Source organism: Paenibacillus cineris (assembly GCF_018333335.1).
GTDB lineage: Bacteria > Bacillota > Bacilli > Paenibacillales > Paenibacillaceae > Paenibacillus_AQ > Paenibacillus_AQ favisporus.
Genome location: NZ_BORU01000004.1, coordinates 346,927 through 368,719 on the forward strand (window position 1 = coordinate 346,927; position 21,793 = coordinate 368,719).

The 21,793-nt window shown below is 56.5% G+C and carries 17 protein-coding genes; 6 read left to right on the plus strand and 11 right to left on the minus strand.

Annotated features, from left to right (window positions below):
* Positions 1 to 347 precede the first annotated feature (347 nt).
* From KI379_RS28325 to KI379_RS28340, 4 genes are all read left to right on the plus strand, one after another.
* Positions 348 to 1,010, plus strand: coding sequence for a hypothetical protein (locus tag KI379_RS28325; RefSeq protein WP_212985665.1), 663 nt, complete (start codon positions 348 to 350; stop codon positions 1,008 to 1,010).
* Between the two features lie 81 nt (positions 1,011 to 1,091).
* On the plus strand, positions 1,092 to 1,523 hold the full coding sequence (locus KI379_RS28330) for a hypothetical protein (protein WP_212985666.1): 432 nt from the start codon (positions 1,092 to 1,094) through the stop codon (positions 1,521 to 1,523).
* A gap of 99 nt (positions 1,524 to 1,622) precedes the next feature.
* Positions 1,623 to 2,786, plus strand: coding sequence for a winged helix DNA-binding domain-containing protein (locus tag KI379_RS28335; protein WP_244879480.1), 1,164 nt, complete (start codon positions 1,623 to 1,625; stop codon positions 2,784 to 2,786).
* Between the two features lie 291 nt (positions 2,787 to 3,077).
* Positions 3,078 to 3,932, plus strand: coding sequence for a helix-turn-helix transcriptional regulator (locus tag KI379_RS28340; RefSeq protein WP_212985781.1), 855 nt, complete (start codon positions 3,078 to 3,080; stop codon positions 3,930 to 3,932).
* 39 nt (positions 3,933 to 3,971) lie between these two features.
* On the opposite strand, the gene KI379_RS28345 is transcribed toward KI379_RS28340, so the two are convergent.
* Positions 3,972 to 4,349, minus strand: coding sequence for a winged helix-turn-helix transcriptional regulator (locus tag KI379_RS28345; RefSeq protein WP_076172167.1), 378 nt, complete (start codon positions 4,347 to 4,349; stop codon positions 3,972 to 3,974).
* Between the two features lie 262 nt (positions 4,350 to 4,611).
* Here KI379_RS28345 and KI379_RS28350 point away from each other — a divergent pair, with 262 nt between their 5' ends.
* The gene (locus KI379_RS28350; protein WP_212970389.1) at positions 4,612 to 5,151 is read left to right on the plus strand and encodes an NAD(P)H-dependent oxidoreductase; all 540 of its coding nucleotides are present in this window, start codon (positions 4,612 to 4,614) and stop codon (positions 5,149 to 5,151) included.
* Positions 5,152 to 5,267: 116 nt separating this feature from the next.
* Here KI379_RS28350 and KI379_RS28355 read toward each other — a convergent pair whose 3' ends face one another.
* Positions 5,268 to 5,915, minus strand: a complete 648-nt coding sequence (locus tag KI379_RS28355; protein WP_116233319.1) for a FusB/FusC family EF-G-binding protein — start codon at positions 5,913 to 5,915, stop codon at positions 5,268 to 5,270.
* A 701-nt stretch (positions 5,916 to 6,616) separates the two neighbouring features.
* Here KI379_RS28355 and KI379_RS28360 point away from each other — a divergent pair.
* Positions 6,617 to 8,152, plus strand: coding sequence for an ABC-F family ATP-binding cassette domain-containing protein (locus KI379_RS28360; RefSeq protein WP_212985667.1), 1,536 nt, complete (start codon positions 6,617 to 6,619; stop codon positions 8,150 to 8,152).
* 131 nt (positions 8,153 to 8,283) lie between these two features.
* Here KI379_RS28360 and KI379_RS28365 read toward each other — a convergent pair whose 3' ends face one another.
* The 9 genes from KI379_RS28365 to KI379_RS28405 form a co-directional block, all read right to left on the minus strand.
* A complete protein-coding gene (locus KI379_RS28365; RefSeq protein ID WP_076172174.1) occupies positions 8,284 to 10,110 on the minus strand; it encodes an APC family permease in 1,827 nt (608 codons plus the stop codon).
* Between the two features lie 195 nt (positions 10,111 to 10,305).
* Positions 10,306 to 11,724: a hypothetical protein gene (locus KI379_RS28370; RefSeq protein ID WP_212985668.1), complete on the minus strand. Its 1,419-nt coding sequence runs from the start codon at positions 11,722 to 11,724 to the stop codon at positions 10,306 to 10,308.
* Positions 11,725 to 11,800: 76 nt separating this feature from the next.
* Positions 11,801 to 12,775 carry an aldo/keto reductase gene (locus KI379_RS28375; protein WP_212985669.1) on the minus strand — a complete coding sequence of 325 codons (975 nt, stop codon included), beginning with the start codon at positions 12,773 to 12,775 and terminating at the stop codon, positions 11,801 to 11,803.
* 99 nt (positions 12,776 to 12,874) lie between these two features.
* Positions 12,875 to 13,744, minus strand: a complete 870-nt coding sequence (locus KI379_RS28380) for a DMT family transporter (RefSeq protein ID WP_212985670.1) — start codon at positions 13,742 to 13,744, stop codon at positions 12,875 to 12,877.
* Between the two features lie 217 nt (positions 13,745 to 13,961).
* Entirely contained in the window at positions 13,962 to 15,368 is a 1,407-nt protein-coding gene (locus KI379_RS28385) for a YfcC family protein (protein ID WP_212985671.1), read from the minus strand.
* A 4-nt stretch (positions 15,369 to 15,372) separates the two neighbouring features.
* Positions 15,373 to 16,569: a M20 family metallopeptidase gene (locus KI379_RS28390; RefSeq protein WP_212985672.1), complete on the minus strand. Its 1,197-nt coding sequence runs from the start codon at positions 16,567 to 16,569 to the stop codon at positions 15,373 to 15,375.
* A 221-nt stretch (positions 16,570 to 16,790) separates the two neighbouring features.
* On the minus strand, positions 16,791 to 17,681 hold the full coding sequence (locus KI379_RS28395; protein ID WP_212985673.1) for a LysR family transcriptional regulator: 891 nt from the start codon (positions 17,679 to 17,681) through the stop codon (positions 16,791 to 16,793).
* Between the two features lie 487 nt (positions 17,682 to 18,168).
* Positions 18,169 to 19,764 (minus strand): PTS sugar transporter, encoded by a 1,596-nt coding sequence (locus tag KI379_RS28400; RefSeq protein WP_212985674.1) that lies wholly within the window; start codon positions 19,762 to 19,764, stop codon positions 18,169 to 18,171.
* Positions 19,765 to 20,103: 339 nt separating this feature from the next.
* Entirely contained in the window at positions 20,104 to 21,777 is a 1,674-nt protein-coding gene (locus KI379_RS28405; protein WP_244879481.1) for a class I adenylate-forming enzyme family protein, read from the minus strand.
* Positions 21,778 to 21,793: the final 16 nt, after the last annotated feature.

Here is a 21,793-nt window from a genome sequence, read left to right on the forward strand (position 1 = left end):
CTGCTCAAAGGATCCCTTTTTCCACTATTTTTCCATTATACTGCATCGTTGTCTACGCAGACAGCGCCTCACCCACTGCACTGCGATATACTACAAGTCTTTTTGTTCATTGCGTGATTTCAGGTATATCGGCAATATACCAGCTTTAAAGGAACGCTGGAATTGAACTCCACAGCTTTTGCATCGCTCCCCAATAACATGTTAATGTGGAGGCATCTGCCCCAAAAATCCCAATAACTGGATATCAATAAACTGTAGAATCGCATATCAGACACTTCATTCTGACAATTCTCCATGAAAAAGAGGTGATGATGATCGCTGTATTCGTGGATAAGGAAGCAATAGCCTTGTCGCATATTCTTTGGATCGGCGGCCCTCCGGATTGCGGTAAAACGACGGTCGCAGACTTGCTTGGCTCAATATACCAGTTACAGGTATACCACTTCGACCGGTATGAAATGGATCATATCCGTCGCGCGGATCCTGAGCGGCATCCCGCATTGTTCGCGTTAGGAACCAAACTCGCGGATTTGGATGAGAAGGCGTTTCTGGAATGGTTATGGCTGTCATGCACGCCAGCGGAAATGGCTGCCAGTGGAAAATCGGTTTGGTTGGAGCGGCTTCCCATGGTTATTGAAGATTTGCATGCCATATCCGCGGATCGTCCCATCATCGCAGAGGGGCCCGGCTTTTTTCCGGAAGCGCTCCTCCCTTTATTACCAGATCCCCAACGAGCCATATGGATGGTGCCGAGCGAACCCTTCCAAAGGGATTCCCATCATCGGCGTCTCAAGGGGCAGCGGCGTGCCGAAGTTCTGGATGACCCCGAGCTTGCCCAGCAGAACCACATCGAACGTGACCTGCTGTGGGCCGAGCTTTACAGACAGTCTGTAAAGGAACGGGGACTGCCCCTCATTGAAGTAGACGGCTCCAAAGGACCGGAAGAAGTCGCTGCCGAAGTCGAAGCCTATTTTAAAAAACTTCTCCCGCCTCCAAATCAGCAGCCGTGAATGGTTCCGCATGATACACGGGGGTGGCCCAGTAAAGGGCCCGATCCCTGTGTATATTTACCTTTTCGGGGAGGGTTCCGCATGATTCGGTTTTGTTATGTATTGTGGACAGGCCTTTCTGTCGTCTGGTGCGCTTTCAGCCTGTTTGCTTTCTGGCCGCAGTATGGTCCGGGGCAAGAGTTTCCCTTGTTCCAGGATATCGTCACAGTCATGCTGTTTCTCCCTACCGTTTCGATGTTGTGTTATTCGCTGCTCCTGCAAGCCGCCTCGAGGTTAATGGGAACTTGGTGGAAGCTGCCGACTGGGGTCCTGCCGCTTGTATGGTATGTTCTGGTGTACTGCCTATTGCTGTTCTATCTGAATCATAAAAGCATATCGGCCCGGCCGACGCTGATTCTGCTTCTCTCGGTACCCGGCCTGCTGCACTATTGGATTTCCACCATGCTCCGTATTTTGGCATCCGTCCCGAAAACCCACAGCGATCCACGGGACGAGGATCACAAATTCCTTTGACCGTACTCTCCAAACCCTGACATATTGTTGTCAGCGTTGATGGCTATACTGAGGATATAAGAACGTATAGACCATGAACCTTAAGGAGGCGCTGCCGTCGTGACCGAGCCGATGCCCAAGCCAACCGATACATCCCTTTTTACGAAAAATGTTCCCAAGGTGCTCAGCCGCCGGGCCTTGAACCGGGCCCTGCTCGAACGGCAGCTCCTGCTGCGCCGGGCAGAGATGCCGGTGCTTGACGCGCTGCGGCATCTGGCCGGCATGCAGGCCCAGGCTCCGACCCCGCCGTATTACGGCCTGTTTGCCCGGTTAGCCAGCTTCCGGCCCCAGGAGCTGTCCCGGCTGATCGAGACGCGCCAGGCTGTGCGCATCGCGATCATGCGGTCGACGATCCACCTCGTGACGGCCGAGGACGCTCTGGCGCTGCGCCCGGTCCTTCAGCCCGCGTTGGACCGCGGCCTGAAGGGAGGCTACGGCAAGGAGCTCGCCGGCCTGGATACCGGCGCGGTCGCCGCAGCCGGCCGGGCCCTCGTAGAGGAGGCCCCGCTGGCCTATGGCGAGCTCGGCGCCCGCCTGCAGGAGCGCTGGCCGGACCGCAGCCCGGCCGCGCTCGCCAACACGGTGCGCACGCTCGTGCCGCTCGTGCAGGTGCCCCCAAGGGGCCTGTGGGGCGCCAGCGGCCAGGCCCTGCACACCACCGCGGAAGCGTGGCTGGGCAGCCCGCCCGCAGAAGCTTCCAGCTCCGGACTCGAGGAGCTGGTCCTGCGTTACCTGGCCGCCTTCGGGCCGGCCTCGGTCAAGGACATCCAGGTCTGGTCCGGGCTGACCCGGCTGAGCGACGTCATCCGCCGGCTCGGGCCAAGTCTGCGGACCTTCCTGGATGAAAAGGGCGTCCTGCTGTACGACCTGGCGGACGCCCCCCTGCCGGCGGAGGATACACCCGCACCTCCGCGCCTCCTCGGCGAATTCGACAACATGCTTCTCTCCTTCGCCGACCGCTCCCGGATTATGGATGAACGCTACCGCCGCCGTATCTTTACGGTGAATGGCATCATCCGGGCAGCGGTGCTCGTCGACGGCTTCGTTTGCGGCATGTGGAGCCTGGAGCGGAACAAGCAATCTGCCGAGCTTGTGATCAAGCTGTTCGAGCCTATATCGGACGCCGATCAGGAGGCATTGGCCGACGAGGGCCGCCGCCTGCTGGATTTCGCCGCAGCGGATTGCCCGAACCGGGAAGTCCGCTTCAACCTTTCAGAGCTCTAACACCGAAGACTAGCGAGTGGTTGCTATGGTGTGTCTTTTTAAAACAAAGGGGAGCGCGACGGCCCTTAATGACCGAATTGATTCACCACGTGGACACCGCCCCGCAACTATCCCGTTCGCATCCGAGTATTCCCACGTCTCCCCTATTCCAGCCCGAATGGCCTGCCCATCCCGGGCTTTTTCGCATGTTAGCAAGAACGGTCAAAACGCACCCTCTCCCATCTGCTATGCTGATATCAAAGGAGGGGCACGCAGGTGTATTCAAATCGGATTCAACACAGCATCCGGTTCATGGAGGAACAGCTTCACGAGCCGCTGACACTTGAGCAGATCGCGGCGGAGGCCGGATTCTCGCCGTTCCATTTTCACCGTCTGTTTCGCAGGGAGACCGGGCTGAGCATCGCGGAATATTTGCGAAGCCGCCGACTGTGTCTCGCCTCGCGGATGCTCCTGTACTCGGAGGAGCCGATCATCGGCATTTCACTGCAGTGCCATTTTGAGAGCCAGGAGGCGTTTACCCGCGCCTTTAAAAAAATGTACGGCATGCCGCCAGGGCGATACCGGAAGATGTTCAGTCTTCATACCCAGGCCCATGCCGCTCAAGGAGGAGAAATGAACATGATTGAGGAATCGATGATAAAAGGCTGGATGCTGAGCGGCAGCCACCCGCATCAGTATGAAATCGGCCTGGACCGTCACAACGTCCATCAAGGGAACGCCTCGGGTTATGTGAAAGCCATCACCCCGGAAGGCCCGAATGTGTTCGCCACGATGATGCAGCAATTTAAAGCCGATCGGTACCTGAAACGCAGAATGCGCTTCTCCGGCTTCGTCCGGACAGAAGGGGTGACCGAGTTCTGCGGATTGTGGATGCGGGTCGATAATCAAGCCGAGGACGTGCTTCGGTTTGACAATATGAACAACCGCCGGATTGTGGGCGACACGCATTGGAACCATTACGCCATCGTGCTTGATGTCCCGGACAATGCCGCGACGATTTCGCTCGGCGTGCTGCTGATGGGACCGGGGCAGGTATGGGTGGACAGCTTCCGGTTTGATGAAGTCGACGAGAGCGTACCTACCACGAATTTGGAGGTCGTCTACGAGCTCCGGGACGAGCCGTCTAACCTGACATTTGAAGAGTGACATCCAATATACAGTAAGGGAGGGCCCTCAGGCCCTCCCTTACATATTTCCGTCCGCTTCGGAGGCGGTATCCTCCTTGGCGGCATTCGCCTTGAATTCCATATGCTCAAAACCCCAGCTGCACATATCGTGGAGCACGGATCTTAGCGACTCCCCATGTTCCGTCAAGGAGTATTCTACCTTGGGAGGAACCTCCTGATATACCCTCCGGTGAATCAATCCATCCTGCTCAAGCTCACGCAATTGGTTGGTCAGCATGCCCTGTGTAATATGGGGAAGTTGTCTGCGCAGCTCCCCGAACCGTTTCGTCCCCTGGTGCAGCAGTATAAACAAAATGAGCGGCTTCCACTTGCCTCCGATCGCCTGCAGCGTCGTTATGATTCCTCCCGTGTTTCCCGTCCCGTGGTCCTTACTCATCTCGCTAGCCCTCCCCTTTCCTACCGAAGCGGCAGTGCTGTCTTTGCTGCCATTGTACCAGAGTACACGGAATGGTGACAGTACTCTTTTAAATCGTACATAGTATGATTTTTCGTACTACTCGGCAATACGCTGTCCTGATCCAGAGTACGGTTTGCAAGACTTAGTCTGTTTAAAATGCGTACTTTTCAAAGCGGCGGTCTTGAACAATACTGGGGGTGCATCATTCATACCGCATACCACCCGAAAGGATGATTTTGAAATGAAAACCATGGTCATTGTATCCCACCCGGATCTGTCCAAGTCCAGAGCGAACCATGCGCTTCTCGAAGCTCTGCCGAAGCATACCGATATCCACGTCCGCGATCTGTATCAGGAATATCCGGATTGGCAGATCGATGCGGACCGTGAGAAGCAGCTGCTGCTTGCTTACGACCGGATTGTTCTCCAGTTCCCTTTTTATTGGTACAGCTCACCACCACTTCTCAAAAAATGGTTTGACGATGTACTGACTCCCGGCTGGGCTTACGGCCCCGGAGGCGAGCATTTAAAGGGCAAAGAATTCATCGTCGTCACTACCGCGGGCGGCACAGATAAGTCATTTCAGGCCGGAGGAGACAACTGGTTCACGATCAGCGAGCTGTTAAAACCGATCCACCTTACGATTGCCCACTGCCACGGCACCTTCCTCCCCCCGTTCGTGGTGTACAATGCCAACCGGGCCAGTCAGGAGCAATTGAAGGCAGAAGGCATCCGGTACGCCGAGTATATCCAGACGCCTTCGCCTGTACTGGTTCACTAAACCGTCTCCTGATAGCTCAAAGGGAAAATAAAAACGGGCAAGGCCTCTCGGCCTGCCCGCTGTATTTCTCCCGGAATCAACCCGGATTCTTCTGCATTTTACGCATGGTCAGCATGTTAGTTCAACACATCCTTCATAAACCGCTCCAGTTGAGACACATCGGTAATATTCTGGTTGCACTTGGCGCTGTCGATGCACATATAATTTCCGACCCGACCGAAATGGTCCAGTGCCGATCCTTTCGCTTTCGTCTGCGCGGTCACGAAGGCCACCTCTTCATGCTTGTTGCAGAGACAGCAGACCCCCTTCTTGTTCGTCGGGGTGAATCGGCCCTCAATGCCTGTCATTTTCCCGTCCAGGTTGTAGACGATGAACAGTTTATTCGTTGAAATGTCGGTCCAGCCAATATAGGTCAGGAAGCGGAAATCGAGCTCGGCCAGCGGTGGAAGCTTCAGCTTTTTAATTTTGGGATAAAGCTTCTTCAGCTGCTGTTCCGTTACCTGCGGAAAGGCCGTGACGTATTGCTCCAGCTCGCTCAAATAAGCCTGGAATTCTTCGGCACGGTTTAGCGTCGGAATCCGGTCGAAGAACCGCTTCTGCTCCTCCGTCGCAGCAGGGAACATCTCTATGACCCGGGTCCAAGTCGTGTGCCGGATCGCGGATATGACCTTCTGGTCGGCTGTGGTCTTGATGTTATATTCAAGGCGCCCCAGCAGGCGCTTGATCAAATTATACTCGTGGTTTTCCATAAATGGCGTTAGCATGTGTTTTCCTCCTCATTTCACCAAAAAACGGAGTACCTCAAATAAGGCACTCCGCCGGTATCGAAAAAAATACGATGCGAGAAGTTCCTTGTATTAGGTCAAAAGGGCATACGTATCCCGTGAACGAACTCACGAAATTTTTGCACTTTTGCCGGCTACAAGCAAACAACTGCCACTTATGGATTCCCCTTTCGAACTTCTGCACATACATCGACATTATAAATTCTCATGTCAGCCTTGTAAAGATATCTCCGGGTAAAGGATTCTTAACCGCCTGCGGCGGGTTGGAGAACTAAGCTTTCCCAGGGCAGGTGTCCGATTGACAACTGCAGGAAGCCTCGCTTATACTGTGTGGCGTAACGATAAACTTGAATGAGGTGGAAAGGTAATGGAAATTTTGTCTACTGTTCTTAGAAGAGAATTGGCTTGATACGGGAGAAGTCTGCCCTTTTTTAGCCATCTCGAGAACAGTCGATATGATTTCCACATCTTTTCCAGCTTTGGTATGTAAGCGGGTAGGGTGTGTTCACCTTACCCGCTTTCTGTATATTAAAGCGGGACTGTAAGATACCTAATCGCCAGGTACAGACCTCTAGGGCCGGAGTATCTTGCAGTATTTACAATCGAATCGTCACGTCATTTCGCTGTCCTCCTGATGGCTTCATTTGTTCGCAATCAATGAAACCTAAGGAGAGAGAACCATGAGCATATTAAATATCACGAATCTTACGCATATGTACGGAGATCAAATCACGTTTCGCCATATTGAGTTTCGCCTGCTGCCGGGCGAGCATGCCGGACTGGTGGGCATGAACGGCGCCGGCAAGTCGACACTGTTCCGCCTGCTGACCGGAAGCCTGCTGCCGGAGGAAGGGCGGATCGAGTGGTCGCCGCGCGCCCGGGTCGGCTTCCTGGAGCAGCACATCTCGCTGCAGGAAGGAATGACGGTCCTGCGGTATTTGGAGCGGGCCTTTCAGCACTTGTTTGACATGGAACGCGAAATGAATGAAATCGCGGCCCGATTCGGTGAGGCGGGAGACGGGCTTGACGCGATGCTCAGGCGCTACGGCGAGCTGCAGGATGGGCTGGAGCAGGCCGGCTTTTATGCCATTTCCGCCAAAATTGAGGACGTGGCCCGTGGGCTGGGTCTGGCCGAGATCGGCCTGGACACCGACGTTAGCCGCTTAAGCGGCGGCCAGAAGACGAAGCTGCTGCTTGCCAAGCTGCTGCTGGAGGAGCCCGATGTGCTGCTGCTCGACGAACCGACCAACTACCTGGACGCCGTGCATATCGAGTGGCTGACCGGCTACTTGAAAAAGTATCCGCACGCCTTTATCGTTGTGTCGCATGACGAGCATTTCCTGAACGAAATCACGAACGTGATTTTTCATCTGGCCCATCAGACCTTGAAACGCTACACGGGCAGCTATGCCGCGTTCCAGAAGCAGTATGCGCTCGGCCAGAAGCAGCAGCAGGCAGCCTATGAGCGGCAGACCCGGGAGATCGAACGGCTGGAATCCTTTATTAATATCAACCGGGTCCGCAAGGCGAAGCAGGCCAAGAGCCGCGAGAAAATGCTGAGCCGGATCGAGCGGGTCGAGAAGCCGGGTGACGGCCCGGCGCCCCGCTTTGAGTTCCGGGCGGAAGGAAACCTCAGCGGCTCGGTGCTAATCGAGGCCAGACGGCTTCAAGCGGGATACGCGGTGCCGCTGTTCCGGCCGCTTGACCTTACCGTCAAGGGCGGCGACAAAATCGCCATCATCGGGGAGAACGGCGCCGGCAAGTCCACGCTGCTGAAGACTCTGCTCGGCGGCATCAACGCACTGGGCGGCGCCGTAACCGTTCAGAACACGGTCCGGACCGCCTATTACCAGCAGGAAGACACCCCGTCTTCGGACACGCCGCTGCAGTATGTCTGGTCCTTGCGTCCGGATTTGACGGAGAAGGAGATCCGCCGCACGCTGGCCATGGCCGGCCTGAGCGCCGAGCATATCCGCAAGCCACTGCGGACGCTGAGCGGAGGAGAGCAGGCTAAGGCCCGGCTCGCCGAGCTGATGCTCACCCGGAGCAATCTGCTCGTGCTGGATGAGCCGACGAACCATCTGGACGTCCGCGCGAAGGAGTCTCTGCAGAGGGCACTGGCCGCCTACCCCGGCACCGTGCTGCTGGTGTCCCACGAACCCGCCTTCTATGAAGACTGGGTCACGGACATCTGGCGGGTGCAGGATTGGAAGTAAGACCAAGAGGCAAGGCGCTCAAGGCTCAATCACAGATGCAGTAAGGTTTCGCAACTATTGATCTTCAAGGAAGAAGCTGCCGCACCGGAAGAACCCGGTCGGCAGCTTCTTTTGTGTAACGGGTAAAGCAGCTATTTTTTCAAATGGTACGGCACCGTGGTGACGATGATATTTTTCCGGTAGAGCAAAAAGGCACGGATCAGCAGACTCGACTGGTTATGCAAAATGTTGTGCCAGCTCTTCTTAGGGATAAACTGCGGGATAAGCACCGTCACCCGGTAGTGCGACTCTGAAGCTTTGTACTCCACGGTATCTACGAATTTCGTCAGCGGCTGGATAATACTGCGGTAAGGCGACAACAGCGTCACCAGCCGAATGTCGGGCTGCCACTGCTTCCACTTCTCCTCCATCTTCCGCTCCGATTCCCGGTCATAGGCTACGTAGACAGCGATGATCTGGTCGGGTGACAACGACTTGGCGTAATTGATCGAGTTCTCCACCACATGGGTAATCCCGGCGACGGGTACGATCATCACATTGCCTTCGACGGGAAGGGCCGGCTCGCAGGTCGTAATCCGCAGCTGATCCCCGACGGCCTCGTAGTGCCTTTTGACCGCATGAAATATATAAACGATCAGCGGCAGGAAAATGAGCACAGGCCACACTTGGCCAAACTTGGTAATAAAAAATATCATCATGACCGTGAAGCTGATCAGCGCACCCACAAAGTTGATGATCAGCTTGCCCAGCCAGCCTTTCGGCTTTTCACGAATCCATTTGACCAGCATCCCCGTCTGGGCCAGCGTAAACGGAATAAATACCCCCACCGCATATAGCGGGATTAAATGCTCCGTGCGTCCCTTAAAAGCGATGATCAGAATGATTGATGCCGTGGCCAGAAACATAATGCCGTTGGAATACCCGAGACGGTCCCCGCGAACGGTAAACATTCGAGCGATGTATTTATCCTTGGCCAGGTTGACGGCGAGCAGCGGAAAGGCGGAATAGCCGGTATTAGCCGCAAGGACGAGAATAAGGGCGGTTGTCGCCTGGATAAAATAATACAGGAAGTTCCTCCCAAAGGTGGTGGAGGCGATTTGGGATACGACCGTTTCTTTTTCATTCGGTACGATCCCGTAATAGTAAGCGAGAAAGACGATGCCGGCGAACAGGATCGCCAGCAGCGTGCCCATCGCCATCAAGGTTTTGGAGGCATTGTTCGGCGCCGGGTCGCGAAAGTTCGGAATGGCATTGGAGATGGCCTCCACCCCGGTGAGTGCCGAGCTCCCTGAGGCAAAAGCCCGCAGCAGTAGAAACAGGGAGATCCCGGCCACCGGCGTGCCTATTGGCGCGTGCAGGGTTGGGGGCACCTGTCCGGTTGCGATTTTGTACAAGCCCACCCCGATTAAAATAAACAGCGCCAGCACGAACAGGTAAACCGGATACGCCAGAATGGAAGCCGATTCGGTAATCCCGCGCAGGTTCAGAATGGTAATCAGAACGACCAGCGCACAGGCGATGACCACATTATACGGGTGAAGGCCGGGAAACGCCGACGTAATAGCATCCGTCCCGGACGACACACTGACCGCCACCGTCAAAATATAATCGACCAACAGCGAGCCGCCGGCAATCAGTCCCGGATTGATCCCCAGGTTCTTCTTGGAAACGACATACGCTCCACCGCCGTGGGGATAAGCAAAGATGATCTGCCTATACGATAAAATGAGGGCCAGCAGCAAAATCAGAATGCCGATACCGATCGGGATCGTGTACCAGAAGGCTACCGCACTGACCGTTACCAGCACGAGCAAAATTTGCTCGGGACCATAGGCAACAGAGGACAGCGCATCGGAGGACAGGATGGCCAGCGCCTTGGTTTTATTCAGTTTTTGCTCACCCAATTGGCCGGACTTCAGCGGGCGGCCGATCAGAAATCTTTTGACGGCTGACAACATGAATAACACCTCGATCTCTGTCGATAGTATGGTTTCCTTAGGGTATCCCTTTCCCAGCCAAACGACTCCGGGTATATCTAGGAATCCCCTCCCCAAACATTTAAACCGCCGCAGGGCATGAAACAACAAAAAAGCCTTCCGTTTTAGGAAGGCCTTGTGTGAATGGATCGAGAGGCAGGAATTATCGAAGCCCGGCTACACCAAAAAGATCGCCACGGCCGTAGTCACCGCCAGCCCGATCAGCACGGGCTTCAAGTTCCGTCTCGCCAGCTCGAACGGGCTGACGCCGCAAATGGCCGCGGCGGGAATCAGCGCCCAGGGGATCAGCGTACCGCCGCCGACCCAGATCGCCGCCACCTGGCCGAGGGCCGTCAGCGTGGCTGCATCGGCATGCGTGGCGGCCGCGAACAGCTGGGCGATCGAGCCGGCGAGCGAAATGCCGGAGAAACCGGATCCGTCGAGTCCGGTGATGGCCCCGGTGATCGTCAGCGTGACGGCACCCACCGCTCCGTTCAGCGGCACCACATGCGCCAGTGCGGCGCCCAGATCGTTGACGATGCCGTTCGAGGATTCCGGCAGCACCTTGCCGAAGAGGTCGGTAAACGCCGCATCGCCGAGGTAGAAAAAGGCGGCGATCGGAATGACCGGACCGAATACTTTAAACCCGAAGGTGAAGCCGTCGATCAGGTAAGAGGTGACCTTCTCGAGACCTTGGTTCCGGTGCGAAAGCAGCGTTACCGCGATCAGAATCAGTACGGCCGTGCCGCCTACGAGCGCTGTGGCGTCTCCGCCCTGCAGCTTCAGCACAAACATGGCGGCTACGTCGATCAGGAACAACACCGGGATGATGACGGCCAGCCACACCCTCACGCGTGCAGTAAGCGGCGCTGCCGATTCTTCCGCTCCCCCGCCTTCGCCCGTAAGGGTACCCGCCCCTCCGGACCCGGTGACGAGACCATCCCGCCATGTGCCGTTCTTCATGTCCCTTCGCATCATCCAGTAGGCCGTCACGGTTGTCACCAGGCCCATCACGATGACGAGCGGAACGCTCGCCTCCATGACCTGCGATACGTGAAGTCCCGCCGCGTCGGCGGTCAGCTTGGGCGCACCCTGAATAATATAGTCCCCGGAGAGCGCGATGCCGTGCCCGAACAGGTTCATCGCGATGGCCGCGCCCAGGGCGGGCAGACCAACGCGGGCCGCGACCGGAAGCAGCACCGCCCCGATCAGCGCGACCGCCGGCGACGGCCAGAAAAACAAGGACGTGACCAGCATGATGAGTCCGATTCCCCAGAAGGCGACCGCCGGCGTCCGGATGAACCGCGTCAGCGGTGCAACCATCGTCTCGTTAATGCCGGTGCGGATCAACACCCGGCTCATCGCCACGATGATCGAAATGATCATGATGGTGCCCATCAGCTCTTTGGTCGCATAAATAAAAGAATTAAAGATGCCCGACACCGAGCCGCTCAGCGTCTCGGTCGCCAGCCACCCGAGCACGAAGATGCCTGCCACACAGATCATCGTCGTGTCCCGCCGCTTGATCAGCAGCGCCATAATGAACACAATAAACGCCAAGTACACATAGTGTAAGGCCGTTAAATGAATGACCATACCGGTCACACCCTTCCCCTGCTGCAATTGTGCTATATGCTATGCGGGGGCCTGGGCATGTGTTCATGTCTATGGCTCAGGACAAACGGTAAGTGGCGAACGGCTCACCATTTCGGAACGGCTCGCTGATGCGGTCCAGTTCTTGAATCGTCTCCGCGCTCAGGGTCATTTCTACGCTGTGCAGGTTGTCCTCCAGCTGGCTCGTGCGCGTCGCCCCGACGATGACGGTCGAAACCGCCGGGCGTCCCATCAGCCAGGCCAGTGACAAGCTGCTTGGCGCTAATTCCAGATCGGCAGCCTGCCGTCCAACCTCTTGGCCAAGCCGGATGTTGCGGTCAATGACAAACCGGCTGAAGTTCGGATCGGTATCGGCCCGGGATTGCTCGGGCGCCCTGTTCTCCAGCGAATATTTTCCGGTGAGGATGCCTCCGGCCAGCGGAAAATAAGGGATGATGCCGACGCCTTGATCCAGGCACATCGGGACCAGCTCCCGCTCCGGCGTCCGGTCTGCAAGCGAGTAGCTGACTTGTGTGGACACGAACCGGTTCAGCCCTTTGGCTTCGCTGATGCCGATCGCCTTCATCAGCTCCCAGGCGGCATAATTGGACGCGCCGATGTAGCGGACTTTGCCGGATCGGACCATATCGTCCAGCGTCCGAAGCGTTTCTTCCAGCGGGGTATGCGGGTCAAACGTATGAATCTGGTACAGGTCGACGTAATCCGTGCGCAGCCGTCTCAGGCTGTTCTCCAGCTCCTGCATCAGATGGTACCGGGAAGAACCGCGGCCGTTAGGGCCCTGCCCCATGACCAGCCCGGCCTTGGTGGCAAGCACCGCCTCCTGCCGTCTGCCTTCCAGCGCCAGGCCGATGATGCGCTCCGACTCGGTTCCGGCATAAATATTGGCGGTGTCGATAAAGTTCACCCCGCGATCCAGCGCGTGGTGGATGATCCGGATGGAGGTATCCTGATCCGCCCGCTTTCCGAAGGCGTTCGTGCCTAGTCCCAGGACGGATACTTCCAGTCCGGTATGGCCGAGATAACGGTATTTCATCAGTTCATTTCCCCTTTACGATAAAGTGAGTGTTCAGCAGGACGTTTTGAGTCTTGAGACATTGTGCAGCCCAGGTTCATATTCTTTGCTCCCCGAACCCTAGCTTTCCGCCGATGTTTCCGCCTTCGGCTTCCCGCCCCCGTTGACGAGCCAGATCCCCAGCAGCACAAGCCCAATGCCAACCGCCACGACGGGGTTCAGGCTTTCCTTCAGGAACAGGCATCCGCAGATGACCCCGACGACCGGCACCAGCAGCAGCGAAATCGAGGCTTTGCTGGCCTCCACCTTGGACAAAATGTACGACCACATCACAAACGCCAGCGCCGAGCCGACGACACCCGAGAACACGACGTACACGGCCGGCATAACGCCCCAATGGCTCGTCCCGTGCTCGAAAATCGCCGAGTACAGCAGCAGTCCCGCTGCGCCGGCCACCATCTGCCACGTCGTAAACTGGAGCATGTCGCTGCCCGCAAGCTTGCGTTTGATGAGAAGGTTGGACAACGCCCAAGACAGGCCTGAGGACACTGCCAGCAGCAGCGCTCCGGTGCTGCCTCCCCAGTGGGCATCCATGGCGATGAAGAGCCCGATGATGCCGATCATAATACCGGCGAGTTTGCGCAAACGCAGCTTTTCTCCCGGAAGCCAAAAATGGGCCATCAGCGTCAGCCAGAGCGGCATGCTGTACGTGAGGACCGACGTCAGACCGGCGCTTAGATCCTCCAGCGATATCTGGATCGCCAGGTTAAAATACATCGTCTGCAAAATGCCGCATACGATATACCACTTCAAATCCTTCCAGCGGGGCAGCGGCACCTTGCGGAAATAACAAACCGCCAGGAGTACGAGCGCCCCAAGCGCAAAGCGGTAGCCGGCAAAAAGCACGGGCGGAAACACGCCGTTGGCCAGCTTCATAAAAACCCAATTGAAGCCCCATATTAAACAGAGAAGACCGATCAAACCATTCATGTTCACACCCCGGATGTCTGAGATTGAAAACCCCCGGCCGCAGGGTGCCGTCCGGTGAACCCTGCCTGCGGCAGTTTCAGCTATCTTTCATGTTAGTCCAATTCCGGACCCATGGGAAGAAAGAAAAATCGCACCTCCATGCGGTTGGCACGGCGGTACGATTGGATTCCTTGCGGATTTTGCCCTGGCACAGACACGGCGATCCGCTTCTGTAAGGCTAGTATTTGATGATGTTAGCGATCACGATCAGAATCGCCCCAATAGCGATCCACATGCACATCAGGGGCCAGAAAAATTTCACCCACTTTTGATATGCGATGCCGGATACGGCCAGGCTTCCCATCAGCGCCGAGGACGTTGGCAGAATCATGTTCGTGATTCCGTCCCCAAGCTGGAAGGCGAGCACCGTCGTTTGGCGGGTAACGCCCAGAATATCCGACAGCGGCACCATGATCGGCATCGTCGTCACTGCCATCCCGGTTCCGGACGTAATAAAGACGTTCATTACGTTCTGGAACACGTACATGCCGAGCACTTGAACGGATCCCGGCAGCTCGCCGACCACAACGGCCAACCCGTTTACGATCGAATCGATGACGTCGCCTTGGTCCAGCACGACCATAATTCCCCGGGCAAAACCGATGATCAGTGCGCCATACGTAATCGACTTGGCGCCTTTAACGAATTCCGAGGCGATCCGGCTCGGACCGTAACCGGCGCAGAAGCCGGACACGATGCCCATGGTGAGAAACAACGCGGCGAGCTCCTCCATCCACCAGTCCTTTTTCGATACGCCCCAAATCAGGGAAGCAAACCCGATCACAACGGTGGCGATGCTCAAATAATGCTTAAGCTGCATGGGAGGCAGCTTGGAGAAGTCGAGCTCCTGCTTGTCCGCATCCTTCTCCAAATCCTGGACAAGGCTGCGCTCCGGATTTTTCCTCACTTTACCGGCGTACCGGACAATATACAGACTGGTAACCGTAATCAGGCACACGAGCAGGATGATCCGCAGCCAAGCGCCCGAAAACATCGGCACCTGGGCGATGGCCTGCGCCAAGCCCACATTGAACGGGTTCAGAATCCCTGCGGTGAACCCGCATGAGGCGCCGAGGGAGATCATTGCGGTTCCCGTCAGGGCATCAAACCCGAGCGCCCGGGCGATGGCGATGCCGATCGGCACGAAAACCATGACCTCGGTCGACATCCCCATCGTGAAGCCGGCGACCGAGAAGAGCGTAATAAAGATCGGGATGACCCAGCGGCCCTTGTTTGAAAACTTTTTGGCGACCCGGCCGGTAATGGCTTCGATCGTCCCCGTGGAGGAAATAATTTCGAAGGTGCCACCGATAATCAGGATAAAGAAAACGACGTCCGCCGAGTCGATCAGCCCGTGCACAATCGCCTTCGGTATGCTGACGATGCTGACCGGACTGGCCTCCACCTGGTGGTAGGAACCGGGAACGACCAGGGATTTGCCTGTCGCCTTGTCCTCGGCCCGGTCGAACTCCCCGGCCGGAATGACGTAGGTGAGCGCCGTGGCCACCAGCACCAGGAAAATCAAAATGACATACGTATGAGGCATTTTTAACCATTTGCGGGATGCAGTATTAGTGGTGTTCATCGGTCTATCCCTCGTTTCTCTGCGCTTTCCATTGCTCAAATTCGCTGCGGACCTCGCGCAGCGCTTCCTTGTCGGTACACAAATCGTAAGCCGTCAGCGCCAGCGCCTTGGCCGCACGGTTCAATTCGATCATGCCTTCCTCCGAACCGGCCAGCGCAGCGAATTCCGGCGTATGCGTCGTAGCGTCACCAAGCCGGATATACGGGTGGATTGCGGCAGTCATCTGGCTGACGTTGCCGATGTCCGACGATCCGACTCCGCCTTTCTCCGGCGGGTCGTTCACTTCAATGCCGAGGTCCTCCAGATTGCTGGCGAACAGCCCGGCCAGCGCCTTGTTGTTGTTGCGCTCCGCATAAATCAGCCCCTCGGCGATGTCCACGGTAGCGCCGACGCCTTCGGCCGCGCATCGGACGGCGCGGTATACTTTTTCCCTGACCGTCTCCAGCTCCTGAACGGTGGATGCCCTGAGGATGAACACCGCCTCGGTCAGTTCCGGCACGACGTTGGGCGCGTCCCCGCCTTTCGTAATGATGCCGTGTATCCGCACGTCCTCTTTCATAAACTGCCGCAGCGAGTTGATCGCCACATACGCGTTAACCAGCGCATCCAGCGCGCTGATGCCCTTTTCCGGCGAGGAGGAGGCATGCGCCTGCTTCCCGTGGAAGGTAAAGGTCGCATCCACGCAGGCGAGCGCTCCGCGCAGCACCATCGTTTTGTTCTGCGGATGAACCATCATGGCCGCGTCAACGTCATCAAAGACACCGTCCTGGCACATGATGATCTTGCCGCCGCCCTCCTCTTCGGCCGGGGTGCCCAGCACCACGATTTTGCCCGGGAGCTCCGGGCATGTATCCTTCAGCGCCAGAGCCGCTCCAACGGCAGCCGTTCCGATCAGATTATGCCCGCAGGCGTGGCCGATGCCCGGCAGCGCGTCATATTCGGCGAGCAGAGCGATCGTCGGTCCGCCCGGTGTTCCTTCCCAGGTTGCGCGAAAGGAGGTCTCCAGTCCGGAGATGCCTTTTTCTACGGTAAATCCCGCTTCGGCCAGCGGCTCGGTCAACCACTGCTGCGCCTGATGCTCATGGAAGCTCAGCTCCGGATTGGCATGGATTTTCAGCGAAATCTCCCGCAGCATGGCGTCACGCGCGTCAACTGCCTGAATCAGCTGCTGTTTTGGTTCTTTTTCTTGCTGTGCACTCATGGCTATCCCACCCTGTCGATATAAATGTTCATGAAGCCGTCATTGGTTCCGGCATTGTTTCGTATATTTATGCATTAATATGTATTAAATAATAAGGGCAGCCGCAGGAAGATGTACAATCAAGATTTTTTCGCGCTGGACCTAAAGAATTTTTATGTAGCGTTTCGTTTCATTCAGATTGGATAAAAAGAAGCCCCGCCCGATACCCAGGCAGGACTTCGTTAAGACGGATGTTCCGTTTTCATAAAATCGACGAACCGGTCCACGATGGCCAGCTCGAGCGAAGGCTCCCGGTACAGCATCCAGGTGTTGCGCCGGATCCGCTCCCCGTTCTTCAGCTTAAGCTCCAGCGTGTACAAGCCGTCCTCCGGCGAGACGAACACGCCCGGCACGATGGAATAGCCCAGCCCGTGCTTGACCATTTCCTTGCATGTCTCATACGCATCCACCTGCATGGCGATGGTGGGCGGCGTGTCGTAATGCTCGTGCCACCAGGCCCGAATCGTCTGCCCAAAATGGGAGGATACCTGGCGGGCGGCCTTGGCCTTCGGCTCGCTGTAGTGGATATGCGGCAGCTCCGGCAGGATGGCCAGATCGATCGGCTCCTTGGAGATCAGGCAAATCGGCTCATCATGCAGCAGGAAACGGGATTCCACCCATGGATAATCGCCGCGGACGATGCCCACATGAATCTCCTGCTCCATCAGCGAGTCGACAATTTCGGGGCTGAGCGCACAGGTGACGCTGAAATGCACCTCGGGATACAGGTCCCTGAACTTCTTGAGCAGCGGCGGGAGCTTGTAGAGGCCGTAATAACTGGCGACCCCGAGCCGGAGCGTCCCCTTCACCCGGCTGCGCATATTCAGGAGATAATCCTTCATATGGTTCAGCTCGTCCTGCGTCTTCTTCGCGTAAGCCGCCAGCGCTTCGCCTTCCGGCGTCAGGTACGTCCCTTTGGCGTGTTTGACGATCAGAGGAACGCCAAACTCCCGCTCTAGCAGCTGAATCCGGTAGGTCAGTGCCGGCTGCGTCATGTACAGGCGTTCCGCCGCTTTGGTCAAGCTTTGCTCTTCGACGAGATGCTGCAAGATGGCAGTGTCCTTTTCGTTCATGTGAGTGTCCTCCTTTCCACGGGTCGGTTGTTATTTTGTTTATCATACCATACCGGCTGCGGCGGACCGGCCCCATGTTACCTTGGAAAAAATGGATGTCGGACCGATCTATGTGTAATCTACAGAGTATAGGGTGATGGTTGAGTCTATTGGTGCTCGACCGGGTGAAGAGTGAAGTTGTTTATTAAATTAACAAGGGAGATGATATGACTTGCGAAAGAGACTGGCACTTATCATTCTGCTCATCGTAGTTGTTTTAATCATTGGATACCTTGTCGACCGTTAACCTGTCTTGTCCCAAAGAAGCGAAGGAGATACAAAGGATAACAGGAAAGCCCTAATCTCCTTGTTGAAGGGATTAGGGCTTCTTTCTGCTCAGTGTACTGATTACCTGCTTTACCTTCCTTGGAAAATTGCCTTCTCCGTGTTAAACCTTCCTCGATGAACCACAATTGAAATGATAACGCTGTTCCATCCTCGGCCAATGTTAGGCTGACGCCTCGATTTCCGGCTTCTGTTCGGACTTTCGGCCCGTTCTCCATGCCTTGTTCGCCACCAGCGTCACCAGCATGGCCAGAATCAGCGCCACGAGCATAGCCGCGGCAAAGCCGACCACGTTGTTGGACAGAAACGGCCCCATAAAGGACGGAACATACGCCGTTCCGCGCACATTAAACAGTCCCACCAGTCCCCCGCCGACGCCGGCCGCCCCGATGGCGCCCGCGAAGACGACCTTGTTCGAGAACATAAACGGATACGCCGCTTCAACAAAGGTGCCGAAGCCCATGTTGATCAGAAAGCCTGGCGCGGCCACTGCCGCCTCTCCCCGGTCCCGCGGAGCGATGATGTTGGCCAAAGTGATTCCCGCAGAGACCATCACGAGTCCGACCATGTCGATGGCCCCCAGGAAGCTGTTGCCGGTCTTCTCCATTTCCAGCAGGACGATCGGCAGAATCGCCGCGTGATACACGCCGCCGATAATCGCCGGCCAGATCAGAAGGCCTGCGACCACGCCCGCGATGATCGGATTAAACGAAATCGCCTGATTGATGATGTATTTAATGAACTCGCCGAGCTGCAGGGCAAACGGGGCGATCAAATAATACATGATCAGGCCGGAAATAAGGCCCGCCAATCCCCCGGCCACGATGTTGACCGTCGTCATCGGAAACTTCCACTGCACGCATTTGACAAATAAATACTGCACCAGCAGGCCGGCGCCAATCCCGCCGATAATACCCCCGATAATGCCGCCGTTCACCGACAGCACCCCGGCGATGACGCCTGCGACAATCGACACCTCGTCCATGTCGGAAATCTGCTTGGCCGCCACGACCGCCAGCACGACCGGCAGCGCCTTGAGCATCAGGTCGAACACCTCGCTGAGCCCCTTCAGCGCCGGGATCTGGCTGATCGCCAGCACGATCGCCATGGCAATGAAGCCCGGCAGCGAGGACTGCATGATGCCCTTCAAGTTGATCCGCCGCAGCGGGTTCCCCGCAGGTGCGGCGGACTTGTCCCCGGCGCTTCCGAGCACTGGGATGTATTTGATCCCCCAGTATTTGCACAGGGACGTCATAAACGAAACAGCCCGCGTCCGGTTCGTTGTTCCAGTCGTGCCCGACGTAGCGATGACGTTCGCTCCCTTGGAGCTGATCATTGCCATGGATGTTCCGCCGGTTCCCACGACGGGAATGCCCGCCTCAGCCGCGGCCTGCACCGCCTGCCGGTTGGACCCTTGCGGATCGGCGCTCATCACGATCAGCCCGTCGATGCCGCCGGACCGGATCCGGTCTGCCAGCTCCGCATCCGCTTCCGCCGCCGTCTCATTCGTATCTTTCAGCGTCCCTTCGTACCGCTTCGCCAGACGCTGCTCATCCTCATTCCATCCGTACAGCACGGCGGCGGTGTGGTCCTTGGCGACGTCCATCGATTCGGATGCGGCAATGAACTGCACGAGGCCGATGTCCACGCCTGCGCTCTGACACTGCGCCTTGATCTCCCCGATCAGTTTCTCGGGATTTTTGCCGCCGAGGTTAAACAGGTTGCCTCCGCTGCTGCCTGCAATCGCTATTCGCTTCATCTCGTTCTCCTTGTTGTGTGGCTTTCATTCTTTATCTGATTACCGTATTACCATATTATAAGAGTAAAAGGTTGGGCCGACAACCGTTTTACCTTCAGAAAGTAGGCCTCTCTCTGCGTCACTGCTGGCACCCGTAGTTAAGCTGTATGTGTGGTTCCCCAGTTCGGTTCGACGTTCGGCGGCATTTCCAACCGCCACCCACCTTCTCCTTCACCCAAGCAGGTTCGCCTTTCCCCTATGGCTGGCCGAAGGCAGCAAAAAAAGGACACCCTGAAGGGTGCCCTTTCACCAAGGCTTATTTTTTAATAACGAACCGTTAACAGCGTTTTCTGCCCATCTTTATTGTCTCTCAAACAATCCATTCTTCTGGTCTTCTACCGCCATCTGCTTCACGACAAAATGCTTCTTCTTGCCGGTTGCGGTATACGGCAGCTCGTCAATGAACCGGTAGAAGCGCGGTTTCTTGTAATTGGCCAGCATCGGATGATCGCTGCAGTACTTGTTCAGTTCTTTGGCTGTCAACTCCGGATCCTCCTTGATCACGTAAGCGACGATCGATTCGCCGCGCAGCTCGTCCGGCGCACCGACGACGACCGACTCCTTCACTTTCGGGTGTTGGTTCAGAATTTCCTCGATCTGCACCGGATGGATATTTTCGCCAGAGGAGACGATCATGTCATTTTTACGGCCGACCACGGTCACGAACTCATTCTCGTCCCAGGTTCCCATGTCCCCGATGTACACCCAGCCTTTATAAAAGACCCGCTCACTTTCATTCGGGTTGTTCACATAGGCATACGTGGATTTGCCTGGCGACTTGACGATGATCTCGCCGACTTCGCTGCCATCGCGCGCCACGACCTCATCCGGTTCCGCCCGTCTGTCCGGATAGACCTTAACGACCGCGACATCGTCGTCGGTGCAGGATCGTCCGGCCGATCCCGCCATTTCCGGAAGATCGTAAGGACGGAGGAACGTGTTCCAGAATGCTTCCGACGTGCCGTAGCCATTGAAAATATTCGGCGTCAGCGTCTCCTGGAATTTGATGCAGTCCTCGCGCTCCAGCGGCGCACCCATCGTCACGATGCCTTTTAATTTGGACAGGTCCACAGGGTGTTTCTTCTGGGCGTCATAGAGCATTTTGAGCATAGGCGGCGCCCCGATCAGGAAGGTCAAGTTGTATTTCTCGGCGAGTTCCAGGCATGTTTTCGGATGGAAGTATCGAAGAATAACGATTTCGGCCCCCACATACAGGGATGGAGTCGGTCCTCCGGAATGAATGCCTCCGCGGTGAAACCAAGGGCTCATATTCATCGTCTTGTCGGTAGGGTTGAGAGGAAAATGCATCGCCACGTCGTGGGCGGACAGGATGTCGTTGATGTTGTTGATTGGAACCCCTTTCGGCTGGCCGGTGGTTCCCGAGGTATACAGGCGTGTAATTTCATCGTAGATATGGGATGGCCGCTCGATGTCCGGGTTATGCTCCGGCTTGTCCTGCACATAATCGCTGTAGGAGATGTGATCCGCAGGTGCCTCTTGATTGCCGTTCATATCGACCATCACGATCCGGCGGGGGCGGTGTTTGGCCATGGCCAGCGCCTGCTCGGCGGTTTCCTTGATTTCCGCATCGTAGATGTAGACGGCAGGCTTGCTGTCATCGAGGATGAACGCGGTTTCTCCGGGGGAGAGCTTGAAGTTGATCGGGCAGTTGATCGCGCCGATTTTCTGCGGAGCCAGGTAGCTGAATACGAATTCGGCCGAGTTGAGCAGCTGATACACAATGACCTCATTTTTGCCGACTCCGTCTCCGAGCAGGGCATGCGCAAGGCGGTTTACCTCCCCGTTCAGCTGGGCATAAGTCCAAGTGCGCTCCCGCACCGGATCGGTCAAGGCCGGACGACCGGCAAACCGGTGCACGTTCCGCATAAATCCGTTGATATACGTAAACTCATTTTCAAATGTATCTTTAAACATCCGAACATCATAGGTAAATTGTTGTTCCATGGTACCCATCTAACTTCCTTCCTTC